General features: G+C 70.3%; 14 protein-coding genes. 6 read left to right on the plus strand and 8 right to left on the minus strand.

What is annotated here, in order from left to right; genetic code table 11:
* Positions 1–3 precede the first annotated feature (3 nt).
* From HYN04_RS01380 to modA, 3 genes are read right to left on the minus strand one after another with little or no spacing between them, the layout of a single operon-like run.
* Positions 4–717, minus strand: a complete 714-nt coding sequence (locus tag HYN04_RS01380; protein ID WP_110449102.1) for an ABC transporter ATP-binding protein — start codon at positions 715–717, stop codon at positions 4–6.
* Positions 707–1,375 carry a molybdate ABC transporter permease subunit gene (gene modB / locus HYN04_RS01385; RefSeq protein WP_110449103.1) on the minus strand — a complete coding sequence of 223 codons (669 nt, stop codon included), beginning with the start codon at positions 1,373–1,375 and terminating at the stop codon, positions 707–709. Before modB ends, HYN04_RS01380 begins: the two co-directional genes overlap by 11 nt.
* A gap of 2 nt (positions 1,376–1,377) precedes the next feature.
* Complete coding sequence (gene modA, locus HYN04_RS01390; protein ID WP_110449104.1) at positions 1,378–2,151, minus strand: molybdate ABC transporter substrate-binding protein; 774 nt, start codon at positions 2,149–2,151, stop codon at positions 1,378–1,380.
* Positions 2,152–2,353: 202 nt separating this feature from the next.
* Here modA and HYN04_RS01395 point away from each other — a divergent pair, with 202 nt between their 5' ends.
* Positions 2,354–5,524: a TonB-dependent receptor domain-containing protein gene (locus HYN04_RS01395; protein ID WP_110449105.1), complete on the plus strand. Its 3,171-nt coding sequence runs from the start codon at positions 2,354–2,356 to the stop codon at positions 5,522–5,524.
* Positions 5,525–5,608: 84 nt separating this feature from the next.
* On the opposite strand, the gene HYN04_RS01400 is transcribed toward HYN04_RS01395, so the two are convergent.
* Positions 5,609–6,052 carry a DUF6491 family protein gene (locus HYN04_RS01400; RefSeq protein WP_110449106.1) on the minus strand — a complete coding sequence of 148 codons (444 nt, stop codon included), beginning with the start codon at positions 6,050–6,052 and terminating at the stop codon, positions 5,609–5,611.
* A gap of 79 nt (positions 6,053–6,131) precedes the next feature.
* Positions 6,132–7,907: an FAD-dependent 5-carboxymethylaminomethyl-2-thiouridine(34) oxidoreductase MnmC1 gene (mnmC1, locus tag HYN04_RS01405; RefSeq protein WP_110449107.1), complete on the minus strand. Its 1,776-nt coding sequence runs from the start codon at positions 7,905–7,907 to the stop codon at positions 6,132–6,134.
* 104 nt (positions 7,908–8,011) lie between these two features.
* Between mnmC1 and HYN04_RS01410 the strand changes: the two genes are divergently transcribed.
* Positions 8,012–8,902, plus strand: a complete 891-nt coding sequence (locus tag HYN04_RS01410; protein WP_110449108.1) for an alpha/beta fold hydrolase — start codon at positions 8,012–8,014, stop codon at positions 8,900–8,902.
* A gap of 110 nt (positions 8,903–9,012) precedes the next feature.
* Here the strand turns inward: HYN04_RS01410 and HYN04_RS01415 are convergent, their stop codons facing one another.
* Positions 9,013–9,945 carry a thioesterase family protein gene (locus HYN04_RS01415; RefSeq protein WP_110449109.1) on the minus strand — a complete coding sequence of 311 codons (933 nt, stop codon included), beginning with the start codon at positions 9,943–9,945 and terminating at the stop codon, positions 9,013–9,015.
* 144 nt (positions 9,946–10,089) lie between these two features.
* Here HYN04_RS01415 and HYN04_RS01420 point away from each other — a divergent pair, with 144 nt between their 5' ends.
* A complete protein-coding gene (locus HYN04_RS01420) occupies positions 10,090–10,809 on the plus strand; it encodes a cytochrome b/b6 domain-containing protein (RefSeq protein WP_241962652.1) in 720 nt (239 codons plus the stop codon).
* Positions 10,806–11,576, plus strand: a complete 771-nt coding sequence (locus HYN04_RS01425) for a molybdopterin-dependent oxidoreductase (protein WP_110449111.1) — start codon at positions 10,806–10,808, stop codon at positions 11,574–11,576. The genes HYN04_RS01420 and HYN04_RS01425 overlap by 4 nt, the downstream gene beginning before the upstream one ends.
* Positions 11,577–11,597: 21 nt before the next feature.
* Here the strand turns inward: HYN04_RS01425 and HYN04_RS01430 are convergent, their stop codons facing one another.
* Positions 11,598–12,659 (minus strand): 1,9-bis(guanidino)-5-aza-nonane synthase, encoded by a 1,062-nt coding sequence (locus HYN04_RS01430; protein ID WP_110449112.1) that lies wholly within the window; start codon positions 12,657–12,659, stop codon positions 11,598–11,600.
* A 99-nt stretch (positions 12,660–12,758) separates the two neighbouring features.
* Positions 12,759–14,012, minus strand: a complete 1,254-nt coding sequence (locus HYN04_RS01435) for a type III PLP-dependent enzyme (protein ID WP_110449113.1) — start codon at positions 14,010–14,012, stop codon at positions 12,759–12,761.
* Between the two features lie 238 nt (positions 14,013–14,250).
* On the opposite strand from HYN04_RS01435, the gene phnC reads away from it, so the two are divergent.
* Both phnC and phnD read left to right on the plus strand, forming a co-directional pair.
* Positions 14,251–15,045 carry a phosphonate ABC transporter ATP-binding protein gene (gene phnC / locus HYN04_RS01440; RefSeq protein ID WP_110449114.1) on the plus strand — a complete coding sequence of 265 codons (795 nt, stop codon included), beginning with the start codon at positions 14,251–14,253 and terminating at the stop codon, positions 15,043–15,045.
* Positions 15,042–16,106: a phosphate/phosphite/phosphonate ABC transporter substrate-binding protein gene (gene phnD, locus HYN04_RS01445; RefSeq protein ID WP_110449115.1), complete on the plus strand. Its 1,065-nt coding sequence runs from the start codon at positions 15,042–15,044 to the stop codon at positions 16,104–16,106. Before phnC ends, phnD begins: the two co-directional genes overlap by 4 nt.

Raw genomic sequence — 16,106 nt, forward strand, 5'->3', positions numbered from 1 at the left:
GCCTCAGCCGAGGTCGAGGACCTCGGCGATCCGGGGATCTGCGAGCACCTCCGCTGGCGCCCCGCACATCAGGATGCGCCCGGCCTCCATCACCACCAGCCGGTCCGCGAGACCGACCGCCTCTTCCAGGTCGTGGGTGACCAGCAGGACGGGCGGCCCCCCTGCGCTGCGCAGGGCGGCCAGCTCGTCGCGGACCTTCCGTCGGGTGCGGCGGTCCACCGCCGACAGGGGCTCGTCGAGGAGCAGGAGCGAGGGCCGGCGCGCCAGGGCCCGGGCGAGGGCCACCCTCTGCTGTTGCCCGCCCGAGAGGTTCGATGGCTTGCGGTCCTCGAGCCCGGGGAGGTCCAGGGCGGTCATCAGGCGCAGGGCCGCTGCGCGCCTTTCGTCCCGGGGCAGGTCGCCCATGGCCATCTCGACATTCCCCATGGCGGTCAGGTGCGGCAGCAGGGCGTAGGACTGGAAGACCAGGCCCGTGCGTCGCCTGTGCGGTGGGACGAAGATCCCGGCGGCGGTGTCCAGCCAGGTCTCGCCGGCGCAGATGATGCGCCCTTCGGCGGGCCGGACCAGGCCGGCGAGGATGCGCAGGAGGGTGGTCTTGCCGGCGCCGGAGGGCCCGGTGAGGGCCAGGACCTCGCCGGGCGCCAGCTCCAGGTCCGCCGCCACCCCGATGGGGCCGCCGCGACGGATCGACAGGCTGAGGGCGGTTTCACCGGTCATGGCGCGCCAGCCGGGAGCCGAGGGCCTGGACCGCGATGATCGCCGCCACGGAAACGGCGACGAGGGCCGCGGCCAGGACGCCTGCGCCCGCATCGTCGAAGGCCTGGACCTTGTCGTAGATGGCCAGGGCCGCCGTGCGGGTCTCGCCGGGGATGGACCCGCCGATCATCAGGACGACCCCGAACTCGCCCATGGTGTGGGCGAAGGTGAGTATGAAGCCGGTCAGGACGCCGGGCCAGGCCAGGGGCGCCTCGACGGTCCAGAAGGTGCGCCAGGGCCCCAGGCCGCTGACCCAGGCCGCCTCGCGCAGCTCGGGCCGGATCGCCTCGAAGGCCCGCAGGGCCGGCTGGACGGCGAAGGGCAGGTTGGCGACCAGGGAGGCGGCCACCAGTCCCTCGAAGCTGAAGACCAGGCCCTGGCCGAAGACGGAGGACCAGAGGCGGCCCAGGGGGGAGGCCTCGCCCAGGGCGGACAGCAGGTAGAAGCCCAGGACGGTGGGGGGCAGGACCAGGGGCAGGGCGATGAGCCCCTCCAGCACCGCCCGGCCCCGCCGGACCTGGAAGGCCAGGGCCCGGGCGATGAGGACGCCCATGGGCGTCAGGAGGCAGGCCGTCCAGAGGCTCAGCTTGAAGGACAGGGCGAAGGCGACGGCGTCCATGGTCAGCCGGCTCCCTCGGGGGCGAGGCCAAAGTCGCGCAGGACGGCCCGGGCCTCCCCTGAGCGCAGGAAGGCGAAGAAGGCGCGCGCCTCCCGCCCGGCCCCGCGCAACACCGCCGCGGTCTGCGCGAGGGGCGCGTAGAGGGCGGGATCGAGGCGGCCGTGGGCGCCCGCTCCGGCCAGCTCTGGGGTCAGGGCCAGGGACAGGGGGACCAGGCCCGCTTCCGCCCCGCCGGTCAGGGCGAACCGCGCCGCCTGGGCTGCGGAGTCCCCCAGCACCAGCCGGGGCTCGGCCAGGCCCCAGACGCCCAGCGCCCTGAGCGCCTCTCGCGCCGCCCGGCCGTAGGGGGCGTGGTCGGGGTTGGCGATGGCGAGCTTGCGCAGGCGTCCGTCCCTGAGGGCCCGGACCAGCTCGGCGCCGGCGCCCGTCGCCCGGACCGGAGACCCCTTGCGGGCATAGAGCACCAGGCGGCCGCGGCCATAGTCCATTCCAGGACCTTCCGCGCGGCCCGAGCGGACCAGCCGCTGGACGAGGCTGGCATCAGCGCTGAGGAAGACCTCGAAGGGGGCGCCGGCCTCGATCTGGCGGGTCAGGGCTCCCGAGGAGCCGAAGGTCAGGCGCACGGGGCCGCCCCCGGCGCGGCGGAACCGGCTGGCGATCAGGGGCAGGGCGCCGGTGAGGTCCGAGGCCGCAGCGATGAGGGGCCCCCCTGAGGCCCAGGCGCTGGACGGCGCCAGGGCAAGGAGGCCGGCCAGGGACCGCCGGGTGAGGGACACGCAGGAACTCCGGGGCGCGGGTGGAAGACGAGGGCCAAGGCTATTCGGCTTCCGGGTCCGGCGAAAGCATCCCCGAAAAGGGGCGCCCGCGGGCGTGAAATATACGACTAGCCCAACGCGACCCTACGTCACATAGTCGAGGCATTTCCGGTACGGGGAGTGCACTGAATTCTCCCTGACCGCCTGATCGGGAGCGAAACAGATGAAGTCCAGATATCTTGCAGGCGTTTCCCTGCTCGCCGCCAGCCTGGCCCTGGCCCCCGCAGCCTTCGCCGCGGACGCCGATACCCCCCCAAACACGGTCGAGGAGGTGGTCGTCACCGGCTCCTTCATCGCCGGCACGCCCGAGACCGGCGCCTTGCCGGTGGACGTGGTCGGCGCCGCTGAACTGGCCCAGCGCGGCTCGCCCAGCATGGTCCAGTTCATCAAGACCATTCCCTCTTCAGGCGCGGTGATCGGCGAGAACAACCGCTATGGCTCCGGCAGTGGCGGCGCCACCATCAACCTGCGCAACCTGAACTCCGCCTCCACCGGCGGGCGGACACTGGTCCTGCTCAACGGCCGCCGGGTCCCGGTCTCGCCCCAGATCATCAACAGTGTCGACGTCAACCTCCTGCCCATCGCCGCCATCGGCCGGGTCGAGGTGCTGAAGGACGGTGCGGCCGCCACCTACGGCTCCGACGCCATCGCCGGCGTGGTCAACTTCATTACCCGGACCGATCTCGACGGATTTGAGATTGGCGGGAACTACCAGCTCATCGATGGCTCTGACGGTGACTACGACGTCAGCCTCGCCTGGGGGCGCAAGGCGGATTCCTATGACATCCTGATTGCGGCGGGCTATCGCCACCGCTCGCAGCTGCCGATCCAGGAGCGCGACTGGGCCCTGCTCACCGGTCCGGAGGGCTACCTGGTCAACCCGCTGGGCGGATGGGCCGGCACCGGCAACCCTGGCCAGTACCAGTTCGCCGCCGCCGCACCGGTCGGGTCGGCCAACACGGGCTTCACCGCCGCCGCCTTTGCAGGCGCCCTGCCGGACATCGGCTGCGCGGCCAATGGCGGGGCTCCCTACATCCTGGGTTCGGCGGTGGTTTCCCCCACCTCCTGTAACTTCCAGTACTCGACCTTCGACCGTCTGGTGGAAGACGAGGACCACTGGCAGATCTTCGGCCAGCTGAACGCCGACCTGACCGACACCCTCTCGGCCCATGTCGAGGTGCTCTACGCCGGTCACGATACCCCTCAGCAGGGCTGGGCGGTGACAGGCCCCAACCAGTTCCCGGCGCCGATCCTGGCCTCGGGCGCCTCGCCGGGGGGCGGCGTTTCGCCGATCCCGGCCTCGGGTACGGGCGAGCAGTCGCGTTTCTACATTCCCTCGACCAACCCCGGTCTCGTCACCCTGCTGAGCCAGATCAACGGCGCCAACTGCAATGGCCCGGTCTTCCCCTACGGGATCGACGCGGCGTCCTGTGCGACCGGCCTGACCGCGGCCAGGGCGGGCGCGACCAACGCCGGCCTTTACGGCGTGGCCACCTCCAACACCGCCTGGCGGCCGATCGGCTTCGGGGGCAACGCCTCCGAGCCTGACAACCGCAGCCACTACAGCTACCGGATCGAGACCTGGCGCATCGCCGGGGGACTGAAGGGCGAGTTCGGCGAGGGCGTGCCCGTTCTCGGCGGGGTGAAGTGGGAGGCTTCGGCCACCTACCAGGAGCAGGATTACAACTACAACCTGGAAGACACTTCGGTGAACCGGCTCCAGCTCGGCCTGCGGGGCTACGGCTCGCGCGAGGGCAATGCCGACCAGTGCACCGCGGCCGAGACGGCGAACTTCACCACCAACGCGGGCAACGCCGCCCTGGGATGCTTCTATTTCAATCCCTTCGCCAACGCCTTCCAGCAGAGTACGTCGAACGTTGCGGCCAACCCCTTCTACGTGGCGAACTCGACGGTCCCGGGCTTCAACGAGGCGGCGGCCAACCGGTCCTCCGTCGTTGGCTGGATGATCGAGAAGCAGTTCAATGAGATCCAGTCCCGACTGTTCGCCGTCGACTTCGTCATGACGGGCGATACCGGACTCAAGCTCTGGGGAGAGGACGCCATCGCCTGGGCCGCCGGCGCACAGTGGCGTTATGACCGGGTGCAGCAGAACCCCGACGCCCTCTACAGCGCCCTGGCGACACCCTGTGTCGACAGCGCGCCCTTCGGCGACTCCATGCCGGCCTGCCCGACCACGTCGAACGGGCCCTTCCTGTTCAACGCCAACCTGCGGCCCTACGACGTCGAGCGGAAGATCAGCTCGGTCTTCGTCGAGACCCGGATCCCGGTGACCGACGACATCGAGGCCACCCTGGCGGCGCGGTACGAGAACTATGAGGGCCTGGGCTCCACCACCAACCCCAAGCTGGCCGTTCGCTGGCAGGCCCTGGACTGGCTGGCCTTCCGGGCCTCCCTGTCCGGCACCTACCGGGCGCCTCCGCCCACCATCACCACGTCCAACTTCACCCGCGGCCTGACCAACGCCAACGGGACCTACAGGGCCAACGACCTCTACGGGAACCCGGACCTCGACCCGGAGACAGCGACCACCTACGACTTCGGCCTGCTGTTCAAGTTCGCGAACTTCAGCGCCACGCTCGATTACTGGCAGTTCGACTTCAAGGATGGCCTCACTTCGGAGGCTACGGCCGACCTGATCACCCTGATGTTCCCGGCCAACTCCCAGACCGGCAACTGCGGCAACGCAGCCTATGCCGGGCTTCAGGCCCGGTTCACCTTCGACCAGGGCGTCTGCGGCCGCAGCAACATCCTTTCGTACCGGACCCAGTACATCAACGGCGGCCCGGTGAAGACCAAGGGGATCGACTTCCAGGCCAACCTCACCGTAGGCGAGGTGCTCGGCGGAGATCTCTCCGCCGGGGTCGACGGCACCTACCTGATGGACTTCGACGAGACGCCCTATTCGGTCGAGGGACTGCCGGTCGCCCAAGGTGTGATCAAGCGCGCGGGCACCTACCGGGCCTCGATCTTCACGGGCTACAACCGGATCCGTGGCAACGGCTTCATCAACTGGTCCTCTGGCAACCACAACCTGCGCTGGCAGACCCGTTACGTTTCCTCGACTGTCCAGATTGAGGCCACGCCGATCGCCATCGCCAACAACGTCAAGGGCCCGGTCAAGATCGACGAGTACTGGCAGAGCGACATCACCTACAAGGTCGAGCTGCCCTGGGAGACCACGGCGACCCTCTCGGTGATGAACGTCTTCGACGCCGATCCGTCCTTCGCCATCGGCACCCAGTACAACTACGATCCGGGCAGCGGAAACCCCCTGGGCCGGGTCATTTCCCTGGGCGTGAAGAAGCGGTTCTGATCCGCCGCCTTCCTCCGGAAACAGGAAAGGGCGCTCCCGCGGGAGCGCCCTTTTTTGGTCCGAGATCCCCTCCCGGGTGAAGCGTCAGGGCCTCGCCTTCCGGGGGAGGGCGGCGGCCTCCTCGGGGGTCAGCCGTGTGATGGCGCGAACCGGGCATCGGTCGATACCGACCGGGCCCCGAACGAGTACGGTGGCGTCCACCGGATCGCAGATGGAGGAAGAGCCGCGGCTGTCGATGGCGATGCGGCTCTCCCAGTCGAGGTCGGGGCAGCGGCCCATCATTTCGAGCCGGAAGACCTCCTTGCTGCGGACCCTCAGGTAAAGGGTCTTGTCGTCCGGTGCAGCGAAACCCCGGATGTCCCGGTTGAAGAAGCAGGCGCGCTCAGGCTTTGCGGCTTCGGCCTTGGCGGCCTCGGGCGGGCTGGAGGCGGGCGGGCTTGAGGCGGGCGAGGCGGACTGGCCCTGGGCGAAGGCGGCGCCTGCCACTCCGAGGGTAAGGGCTGCGGCCAGGATGAGCTTGGGGTTCATGCAGGGGCTCCTTCGATTTTCGTCGTTTCCTTACCATTCTCTCTTGGGCGGGATAATGGCGCCCTTCGGAACTCCCCGGTTACCGCAGGTTCTCGCGCCCCGGATCCAGGAGCGCCGCCAGGTCTGCGGGCAGGGGGGAGGGCGCGCCCAGGACCCTTGCAGCGACATGCTCGCCGAGGAGGGGGCTCCAGGTCAGTCCCCGCGATCCCAATCCGCCCAGGACGAAGAGGCCGAGGGCGCCGGGGATCCCGCCCGCCAGGGGCAGGTGATCCCGGGTGGTCGCCCGGACCCGGGCGCGACCGCCGAGAGGGCGGGCCTCCAGCGCGGCGGCGAGGGCCGGCCGCGCCTGGGCCAAGGTCTGCAGGTTGGCCTGATGGTCCGCCTCGGTGACTTCGGTCCCGGTCTCGCCGCGCCGGAAGGTGGCGCCGAAGAGGAAACCCTGCGCGGTCGGGGCAAGGTAGCCTCCCCAACCCGCGCCGCGCAGGAGCGCTGCGCCCCCGCCCTCGACCCAGCTCGCCTGTCCTCGCACCGGCAGGACCGGCGCCTCGGTCCAGAGCCCGGAAAGGTCGGCGCCGGTGGCCAGCACGACCCGCCCGAAGACCCGGGTCTCGCCGCCCGCCATCGTCAGGCGCCAGCCATCCGGGATCGGCGCCAGGCTCTCGACCCGTCCGGCAAGGGGGTCGGCGCACCAGGCGACCAGGACCTTGCGCGGGTCCAGGCTCAGGGCGCCGGGCTGGTCGAGGCCGGTCCGGTCGGTGGCCTCGCCCAGACGGGCGGAGGCTCCGGCGGGGTCCAGGACCTCCAGTACGCCCTCGGGAAACAGGTCTGAGCCGGCGATCCGGGCGAAGCGCGCCGGATCCCGCGCATTGGCCGCCAGCTGCAGCACCCCACGGGCAAGGATTGCATCCGGCAGGCCGGAATAGACGTCCAGCGCCCGCAGGAAGGCCTGGGCGGCCAGCCGCGCGACAGGGCCCAGGCCGGCATCGAGGCGCGGGGTGACAAGCCCCGCCGGATTTCCGGATGCGCCGGCGCCGGGCGCCCCGGCCTCGAACTGGACCGTCTCCACGCCCAGTGCCTCCAGGGCGCGCCTGACCGAGGCGCCGGCGATCCCCGCGCCGATCACCGCCACGGGGCCGGCGGGGGGCGGATCGCCGCCCGTCCCGGGCCGGCGGGCCTCAAGCCGCTCGCGCTTGCGGCCATGGCCTGGCGCCCGGCGAACCTCGAACCCGGCGGCCTCCAGCCCGCGCCGCACGGCGCCCGCCACGGTGAAGGTCCCTGCCTGCGCGCCCGGCGCCGACCGTGCGGCGACCGCCTGCAGGACTTCCTCGCGCCACATGGCGGGATTGAGGGCCGGGGCGAAGCCGTCGAGGAACCAGGCGTCTGCGCGACCCTCCCAGGCGGCCAGGGCCTCGCCGGCCTCCATGAGGGCGAGGTCCAGGACTGCGTGGACTTCGGGCAGCTCGATCCGGTGAAAGCCCCGCCGCGCCTCCGGCCACCGGTCGAGGAGAAGATTCGCGAGGGGGGCGAGCGCAGGCCAGGCGGCCAGCGCCCGGGCGGCGTCCGCCTTCGGCATGAGGTGGGCCTCGACGCTGAAGACGTGCAGCCTTCCCCCCGGCGGCCCCTCGCGCCGCCAGAGGTCCAGCAGGGCCAGGATGTTGAGCCCGGTCCCGAAGCCCAGTTCCCCGACCGTGAACTGTCGCCGCCCCGCCCAGGCGTCCGGCAGTCCGCAGCCCTCGAGAAACACCGTCCGGGCCTCCGACAGGCCGTCGTCGGCGCCGAAATAGGCATCGCCGTAAAGCACGGAGCGCGGGCGTCCGTCCTCGGTCCAGGCGATCGGCGAAGGGGTCGCGGTCATGGGTGGCGACCTAGTCCCGGCGCGGCTCCCCCTGCAAGGGCATCCTTGAGGGTGCGCGTCCCGCGCCGAGGGTTTACAAGGGCCGGCAGGGGAGACCGCCGTCCATGTCCAGCACCGTTCCGGCTTTCGATTTCCGCCGCCTGCGCTTCGACCTTCCCTCGGTCGGTGGATACGGGACGGCCATCGAGATGGGCCCCCCGGACCGGCCGGTGGACATCGTCTTCTCCCACGCCAATGGCTTCAACGCCCTGACCTACCGCTCTATCCTGGGCCCCCTGACCGACCGGCTGAGGATCGTCGCCGTCGACCAGCGCGGGCACGGCCTGTCCGGCCTGCCGCCCCGTCTCGAGGACCCGGCCCGCAACTGGTACGACCTGGTCCCGGACCTGAAGGCCGTCCTGGAGGTCCTCGACATCCGCGACGCCGTCCTGGGCGGTCATTCCATGGGCGGCACGATCAGCCTGATGGCGGCGGCCGAGAGCCCCGGGCGGGTGCGCGGGATCGCCCTGTTCGACCCGGTCATCATGCCGCCCGGCTTCGCCGCCGAGAACCAGAACCGTCCCCTGACCGGTGACAATCCCCTCCTGCAGGGCGCCCTGCGCCGACGGCCTGTGTTTCCCAGCCGGGAGGCCGTCCTCGCCTCCTACAGCGGCAAGGGCGCCTTCCGCGCCTGGACCCCCGACATGCTGGCGGACTACGTCGAGGACGGTTTCCACGACACGCCCACGGGCGAGGTCGAGCTGAACTGCCAGCCGGCGTGGGAGGCCTCGAACTTCGCCAGCCATGGCCATGACCCCTGGCCCTCCTTCCAGGCGGCGGCGGTCCCGATCCGGATCCTCAAGGCGGAGACGGGGTCGACCTGCCGCTCCGACGGCCACGAGGCGGCCCTGACCGCCGACGGGCGGATCCGCCTGGAGGTCATTCCGGGCACGACCCACTTCCTGCCCATGGAGCGGCCGGATCTTGTCCGTCAGACCCTGGCCGACCTGCTCTAGGCGCAAGGTTCGGGGACAGCGGAGAGGTCATTCACCCTTTCCGCCGCGCGGCGCGCGTCACCTCCCCCAAAGGCGAGCTCCGACCGGAGGCCGGTGAGGGGCCGTGATTGCTAGAGACCGATCCCGGCGATCGCCCGGCTTCGGAACTCCTCCTGGGCGGCTTCGGTGATGTTCACCACCTTTCGGGCGTCGAGGTCGAAGCTGATCACCACCGCCTCGGCGCTGGCCCAGGGCAGGCCGGTCACGGGATCCAGCATCCAGTGGAAGACCCGCCGGGTCCGGGCGTTGCAGTCTGCAAAACCTGAGCGGACCTCCAAATGGTCGCCGGCGACCGGCCAGCCGTGGTGGGCGACCCGGTACTCCAGGACGGCGCCGCCGATCCGCCGGGGCGGCTCGCCGGGCGCAGCCTCCGGCCCGGGCCGGGTCGGGCCGAACAGCCGGGCCACGCCGTCGGAAACCCTGCCGATGAACATCTCCGGCCGCATCCGGCCGAAGACGTCCAGCTCATCGGCGCGGACGGTCCCGAGGCCGATCCGGGTCATGCCGTTCGCCTCGGCGAAGGCGAGGCTGGCCCGGGTCTCCTGCAGGGGCGACAGGTCGATGCTGCGGGGGGCGGCGAAGTCCGGGACCTCGACGGCCAGCGGGGCGCAGGCGGCGCGGATCCGCCCTGGCCAGGGAAAGGGCCGCAGGTCCGAGGCGGTGGCGTGCTCGACCCGGATGCGGAAGGTGGCCGCCGGCGTTCCGTCGGCATGGCGCAGGATCACCAGGAGATCGGCGTCGGCCTCGCCCAGGGCGACCACGCCGCCTGAGGCCCACAGGCAGGCGCCCGCCGTCGCCTCGCGCAGGAAACGCATGTGCAGGTCCCGGATGAGCAGGGTGGCCCCGCCGCTACGGGCGAAGGCGTCGGGCATGCCCATCCTCCGCGATAGGCCAGCCAGGGCCTCCATCGCCTTGGTCACCCAGAAGCGGACGTTCAGGTGACCCATCTCGTCGCATTCCCAGGTGTTGACGCCGCCGCTCCACACCTCCACCGTTTCTTCCAAGACCGGCTCCCCTTCGCCGCGATCGCCCGATTCCCCGGAGGTTAGGCCCTGAAGCCCGAGGCGGCCAGTTCCCAGACCCGCAAGCCGCCCGCGCCGGGCGGCTTTACGCGCCTGGCCCACGCCCTGATCGCTGCGGCCGTCCTGGTGCTTCTGCCCAGCGGCCTGCAGATCTTCAACGCCCATCCGGCCCTCTACACGGGCGAGACCTCGCGCTTCGGCTCAGCCTGGATGGAGATCGGCTCGCGGGAACGGGGCGAGGATATCGAGGGCTACCTGCGGCTCGGCGGACGCGAGTTCACGACCACCGGCGTCCTGGGATGGTCCGGCGCCCCGGGTGAGCGGGAAAAGCGGGCCTTTCCCGCCTGGACGACCCTGCCGGGCTACCAGTCCCTGGCGACCGGGCGGAACTGGCACCTGGCGGCCGCCTGGGTCCTGGGCCTGGCCCTCGCCGGGTATCTGGCCGTGGGCCTTGCGGGCGGAAGGCTCTGGCGCACGCTCCTGCCGACGCCAGGCATGCTTGCGCCCAGGGCCATCCTGGCCGACCTCGTCGCCCACCTGAAGCTTCGGCCCCCGGCGCCGGAGGGGGGTTACAACCTCCTGCAGAGGCTGGCCTACCTCATTGTGGTCGCCTTCGTCCTGCCGGCGATGATCCTCTCGGGTCTCGCCATGTCCCCCGCCGTCCACGCCGCCGCGCCCTGGACGGGCGACATCTTTGGCGGTCGCCAGTCCGCCCGCTCGGCCCATTTCCTTGGAACGCTCATCCTGGTCCTGTTCTTCACCGCGCACATGGTCATGCTCCTCCTGAGCCAGCCCCTCCAGCGCCTGCGCACGATGACCCTCGGCCGCCGGGGGGACCCGTCATGAGCAGCTCGCGCCGCACCTGGCTGAAGGGGCTCGCCGCCACCGGGGCCGCCGCCCTTGCCTCGGCCTGCGACCGGATCGCCGGAGACCCCGCGGTGCGCGCGGGCCTAAGGGGCGCCGAGCGCCTCAACCACGGTCTTCACCGGGTGCTCTTCGACCGTCGAACCCTGGCGCGCGAGTATCCGGACAGCGCGATCTCGGCCGTCTTCCGCGCCAACGGTTCCATTGACCCGGGCGATCCGCTCTACCGGCGACTGGCCGCTGGCGGGTTTGCGGACTACCGCCTGGTGGTGGACGGCCTGGTCGAGCGGCCCCTGTCCCTGGATATCGCCTCCCTCCGGGCCCTGCCGTCCCGAAGCCAGGTCACCCGGCATGACTGTGTCGAGGGCTGGTCCGCCATCGCGCGCTGGACAGGGGCCCGGCTCGCCCCGGTCCTGGAGCAGGCGGGGCTGAAGCCGGAGGCTCGCTTCCTGGTCTTCCACTGTTTTGACACCCTGGACCCCGAGGCCGGCGCGGATGGCCGCTATTACGAGAGCATCGACCTGGTGGACGCCCTGCATCCCCAGACTCTGCTCGCCTACGAGATGAACGGCTCGCCCCTCAGCATCGCCCATGGCGCGCCGGTCCGGCTCCGGGTGGAGCGCCAGCTGGGCTACAAGCACGCCAAGTATGTCTCGCGGATCGAGGCCGTCGCCGACTTCAGCCACATCTCGGGCGGCAGGGGCGGCTTCTGGGAGGACCGCGGCTATGAGTGGTACGCGGGGATCTGATCGACCCCCGCGCCCGTGATCTCAGCCGGCCTTGGCGAACAGGTCCGCCCAGCGGCGCTTGCGGCGCGTCTTCCAGGAGCCCCGGTGCCAGGCGTCCGAGGCGATGAGCGGGACCACCGTGGTGGCCTCGGCGAACACCATCTGCTCCCAGGTCACGTCGACCTTGCCCCAGGAGCAGGCCTCCTTGAGGGTCGAGGACGAGCAGGCGCCATCGCGCACATCGGCCACGGTGATCTGGACCGCGTACTTGTGCATCTCGGCCTCGTGCCCAAGGATCTCCGCGCAGACCACCGTGTCCTGGGCGAAGTTCTTGGGCACTCCGCCGCCGACCATGAACAGGCCCGTCGTCCCCGCCGCCAGCTTGATGTCGGTCAGTTCGCGGAAGTCGGCGATGGCGTCGATGGTCAGGTAGGGCTTGCCCGCCTTCATGCGCTCGACCTGGTGCTTGACCAGGCCGAAGCCGGCCGAGGAGTCGGTGAAGGCCGGGCAGAAGATCGGGACGCCCTCGTGGAAGGCGGTCTCGATCAGGGAGGCGGGCTTGCGGGCGTTGCCGGCGGCCAGCCAGCGGCCCATCTCGTGGATGAACTCACGGCTGGAATAGGGCCGCGGCTCCAGCAGGTTGGCGATCTCGTAGATCGCCTCGTCGCACTTCTGGAGCTCTTCCTCGTCGATGTAGGTGTCGTAGATGCGGTCGATGTAGAGCTCGCGCAGGTCGCGGTCGTCCACGTTCGACTGGGCCTGATAGTGCCGGAAGCCCAGGGCCTCGAAGAAGTCCATGTCGATGATGGAGGCGCCCGTCGAGACGATGGCGTCGATCATCCCGTACTTCACCATGTCCCGGTAGATGTGCATGCAGCCGCCGGCGCTGGTCGAGCCCGCCAGGGTCAGCCAGGTCGAGCAGTCCGCATCCTCAAGGGACATGGACCAGATATCCGCGGCGCGGGCGGTGTCGCGGCTGGTGAAGCTCATGGCCCGCATGGCGTCGATCACCGGCCGGGCGTCGTACTGGTCGATGGCCACATGCTCGACCTTGGACGAGAGGAGCTCTTCCTTGCGGTTCGTGTTCGGGGTTTCAGCGTTCATTCTCTTCAGGTCTCCGGAGAGGTGAGCGCCCGTCGCAAAGGGAAGGGCGCGGTCGGGACGGAGCGACCGACCGCGCCAGGAAAGGGCGGCGCCTTGCGGCTACTTCTTGCGCCGCTTGCGGCCTCGGGCCTTGGACAGGCGGACCACGTTCTGGACCTCTGAGCGCGGCGACGGGATCGAGCGCCGGGCCAGGCCGAACATGGAGGCCGCCGGAGCGTCGTCACAGGCCACCGTCTCAATGGCGCCGAAGCCGTTGAACCGGGTGGCCATGGTCACGCCGTAGGCGCCCAGCATGCCGATCTCGATGAAGTCGCCTTCATTGACATCCTCGGGCAGCCAGAAGGGGCCGGGCATGTGATCGATGGCGTCGCAGGTCGGGCCGTAGAAGCGGAAGGGCCGCAGGGCGCCCTCCATTTCCCGGACCTCGCCGCCGGCCGACCGGATCGCCTTGACCGGGAAGGGCCAGCGGGCGTGCGCGGCGTCGAACAGGCCGCCGTAAGCGCCGTCGTTGAGGTAAAGGGCGTCGCCCTTGCGCAGCTCCACGCAGGTGAGGATGGAGGAGGCCTCGGCCACGAGGGCCCGCCCCGGCTCGCACCACAGCTCGGTGGTCTCGTGCACCATCATCTCGGCAAAGCCGCGCTGGATGGCGTCGAAATAGTCCTCCAGGGCCGGCGGGGTCATGCCGGGATAGATGGACGGGAAGCCGCCGCCGACATCGACCACATCCGCCAGGACGCCGGCGCGCACCAGGGCGCGCGAGGCCTGGGCCATGGCCGCGTTGTAGGCGGTAGGCCGCATGCACTGGCTTCCGACGTGGAAGGACACGCCCATCAGGTCCTGGGTCGCCCGGCGGGCGGCGAGCAGGAGCGAGGGCGCCTGGTGCTGGTCGACGCCGAACTTTCCGGCCAAGGAATAGGCCGCGCCCTCGGCCTGGACCGCCAGGCGGACGATCAGGTTCAGGTCCTTGGCGCCTTCGGTGACGGCGAGGATCTTCTCGAGCTCTTCCTGGGAGTCGAGGGCGAAGGTCCGCACGCCATGGTCGAAGTAGGCGGCGCGGATCGCCGCCCGGCTCTTGACCGGATGCATGAAGGCCAGCCGCGCATCAGGCGCATGCGCCCGCACGAGCTCGATCTCGGGAACCGAAGCCACGTCGAATGCGGAGACGCCGTTCGCCGCCAGGGCCTGGATGACCCACGGAGACGGATTCGCCTTCACCGCATAGAAGACGTCGCCCTTGAAATTGTCCTGGAACCAGCGCGCCGCTAGGGCCGCCGCAGCCGGTCGCGCAATTGCGACGGGATGCTCAGGCGACCGCTCACGGACCAGGTCCAGGGGCGTATGGTACGTCTGCACCTCACGCAACCCCCAACGGATTGTTGAACCCAATCCGGCGTTAGCAGCGCTTTTGAGGACATCGGGTCCGCCGGAGCGCGGTGCATTAGGGCCTGACGCCCCCCATGTAAAGTGACAATTTCCCCCTGATTTGCTTGCTTGGCGCTGCAGGCTGGACCGGCGCCGCCGTGGCGTGCGAAGAAGCGGCCGCAGGGGCCGCGGGGCGGCCCGCCTTGCGGACACGAGGACAAAGCCACGCATGGCCGACCAAGCGGTTCTGTCGATCCGGAACGTGTCGCGGACCTTCGGGACCCGCCGCGCCCTGGACGACGTTTCACTCGACGTCCGCCGGGGCGAGATGATCGCCCTGATCGGGCCGTCAGGGTCCGGGAAGTCGACCCTCCTGCGGTCGATCTCGGGGCTCCAGGTGATCGATCCCGGCGCGGGCGTCATCGAGGCCTTCGGAGCGCCTGTCCAGTCGGCGGGCCGCGTCTCTTCCCGCGTCCGTGAGGCGCGGATCCGGATCGGCTTCATCTTCCAGCAGTTCAACCTCGTCGGACGGCTGTCCCTCTTCACCAATGTCGCTCTTGGCTCGCTGGGGCGAATCCCCTTCGTCCGGGGAATGGTCGGCGCCTGGCCGGCCGAGACCTCCACCGCCGTCATGGCCGCCCTCGCCCGGGTCGGTGTCGCCGAGTATGCGGCCCAGAGGGCCAACACCCTGTCCGGCGGCCAGCAGCAGCGCGGGGCCATCGCCCGCGCCCTGGTCCAGAAGGCCAAGATCATCCTGGCCGACGAGCCCGTGGCCTCCCTTGACCCCGTTTCCGCCCGCAAGGTCATGGAGATCCTGCGCGACCTGAACCGCACGGACGGCCTGACCCTGGTGGTCACCCTGCACCAGGTCGACTACGCCATGCGGTACTGTGACCGTGTGGTCGCGCTCAAGGCCGGGCGCATCGTTTACGACGGTCCCGCCGAAGGGCTGGACAAGGACCGGCTCATCGACATCTACGGGCCGGAATTCGAGGACGTCTTCTGGGAAGGAGCCCCGAAATGAACCGCACCCTCCGGGACGGCGCCCTGAACCGCCGGGGCCTGCTCACCTTCGCCGGGGCCGCAGTACTGGCCGGCTGCACCCCCGCCAAGTCGCCCTCCACCGACGGCGCCGACGGCGTGCTGAAGTTCTCCATCGTCGCGCCCGAGAGCGCATCGAGCCTGGAATCCTTCTGGCGTCCGATCATCGCCGACATGGAGAAGGCCACCGGGCTGAAGATCGAACCCTACATCGGGGCCAACTACACCGCCCTGGTCGAGGCCATGCGCTTCAAGCAGACCCACTTCGGCTGGTTCACCAACCTGTCGGGCCTTGAGGCGATACGCCGGGCCAATGGCGAGGTCTTCGCCCGTACCTTCGATCCCGGCGGTGACGACGGCTACAACTCGGTGATCCTGGTCCCGGCCTCCAGCAAGACGACGCTTGAGGACATCCTGCGCTGCGACAAGACGCTGAACTTCGGGATCGGCGACGCCAAGTCCACGTCGGGCACCCTGGCGCCCAAGACCTACCTCTTCTCGCCCAAGGGCATCGATATCCAGACCTGCTTCAAGACCCTGAAGTCGGCCAATCACAACACCAACCTGGTCGGCGTCGCCAACGGCGTGCTGGACGCGGCCACGGGCAACACCACCAGCCTGCGCCTCCAGCGCGAGCGCGACATCGAGCGCAAGGCCAAGGGCGAGCCGACCCTCGGCGACAAGGTTCGCGTGGTCTGGACCTCCCCGCGCCTGCCCGAGGACCCCATTGTCTGGCGCAAGGACCTCGATCCGGCGATCAAGGAAAAGCTGCGCCAGTTCTTCCTCACCTACGCCCAGGGCGAGGGCCCTGAGGCCGAGCGCCAGAGGGGCCTGCTGGCCAAGATCTCCATCGGCGGCTTCAAGCCGGCCGACGACAACCATCTCCTCCGGGTCCGCGAGATGGAGGCCACCGAGAACGTCCTCCAGGCCGAGCGCGGGGGCGACCCCCGCCGGATCGCCGACGCCCGCAAGGCCCTGGACGCCGTCAAGGCCGAGGAGGCCGCCCTCCAGGCCCGCACCGGCCTGCCTGCAGACGCGACCTGA

The sequence above is a fragment of the Phenylobacterium parvum genome (assembly GCF_003150835.1).
Lineage (GTDB): Bacteria > Pseudomonadota > Alphaproteobacteria > Caulobacterales > Caulobacteraceae > Phenylobacterium > Phenylobacterium parvum.

Excerpts from the sequence above, each read along its gene's own strand:
- HYN04_RS01430 (WP_110449112.1), bottom strand. The coding sequence starts at position 12,659 with ATGAACGCTGAAACCCCGAACACGAACCGCAAGGAAGAGCTCCTCTCG.
- mnmC1 (WP_110449107.1), bottom strand. The coding sequence starts at position 7,907 with ATGACCGCGACCCCTTCGCCGATCGCCTGGACCGAGGACGGACGCCCG.
- HYN04_RS01410 (WP_110449108.1), top strand. The coding sequence starts at position 8,012 with ATGTCCAGCACCGTTCCGGCTTTCGATTTCCGCCGCCTGCGCTTCGAC.
- HYN04_RS01380 (WP_110449102.1), bottom strand. The coding sequence starts at position 717 with ATGACCGGTGAAACCGCCCTCAGCCTGTCGATCCGTCGCGGCGGCCCC.
- HYN04_RS01425 (WP_110449111.1), top strand. The coding sequence starts at position 10,806 with ATGAGCAGCTCGCGCCGCACCTGGCTGAAGGGGCTCGCCGCCACCGGG.
- phnC (WP_110449114.1), top strand. The coding sequence starts at position 14,251 with ATGGCCGACCAAGCGGTTCTGTCGATCCGGAACGTGTCGCGGACCTTC.
- modB (WP_110449103.1), bottom strand. The coding sequence starts at position 1,375 with ATGGACGCCGTCGCCTTCGCCCTGTCCTTCAAGCTGAGCCTCTGGACG.
- HYN04_RS01395 (WP_110449105.1), top strand. The coding sequence starts at position 2,354 with ATGAAGTCCAGATATCTTGCAGGCGTTTCCCTGCTCGCCGCCAGCCTG.
- phnD (WP_110449115.1), top strand. The coding sequence starts at position 15,042 with ATGAACCGCACCCTCCGGGACGGCGCCCTGAACCGCCGGGGCCTGCTC.
- HYN04_RS01400 (WP_110449106.1), bottom strand. The coding sequence starts at position 6,052 with ATGAACCCCAAGCTCATCCTGGCCGCAGCCCTTACCCTCGGAGTGGCA.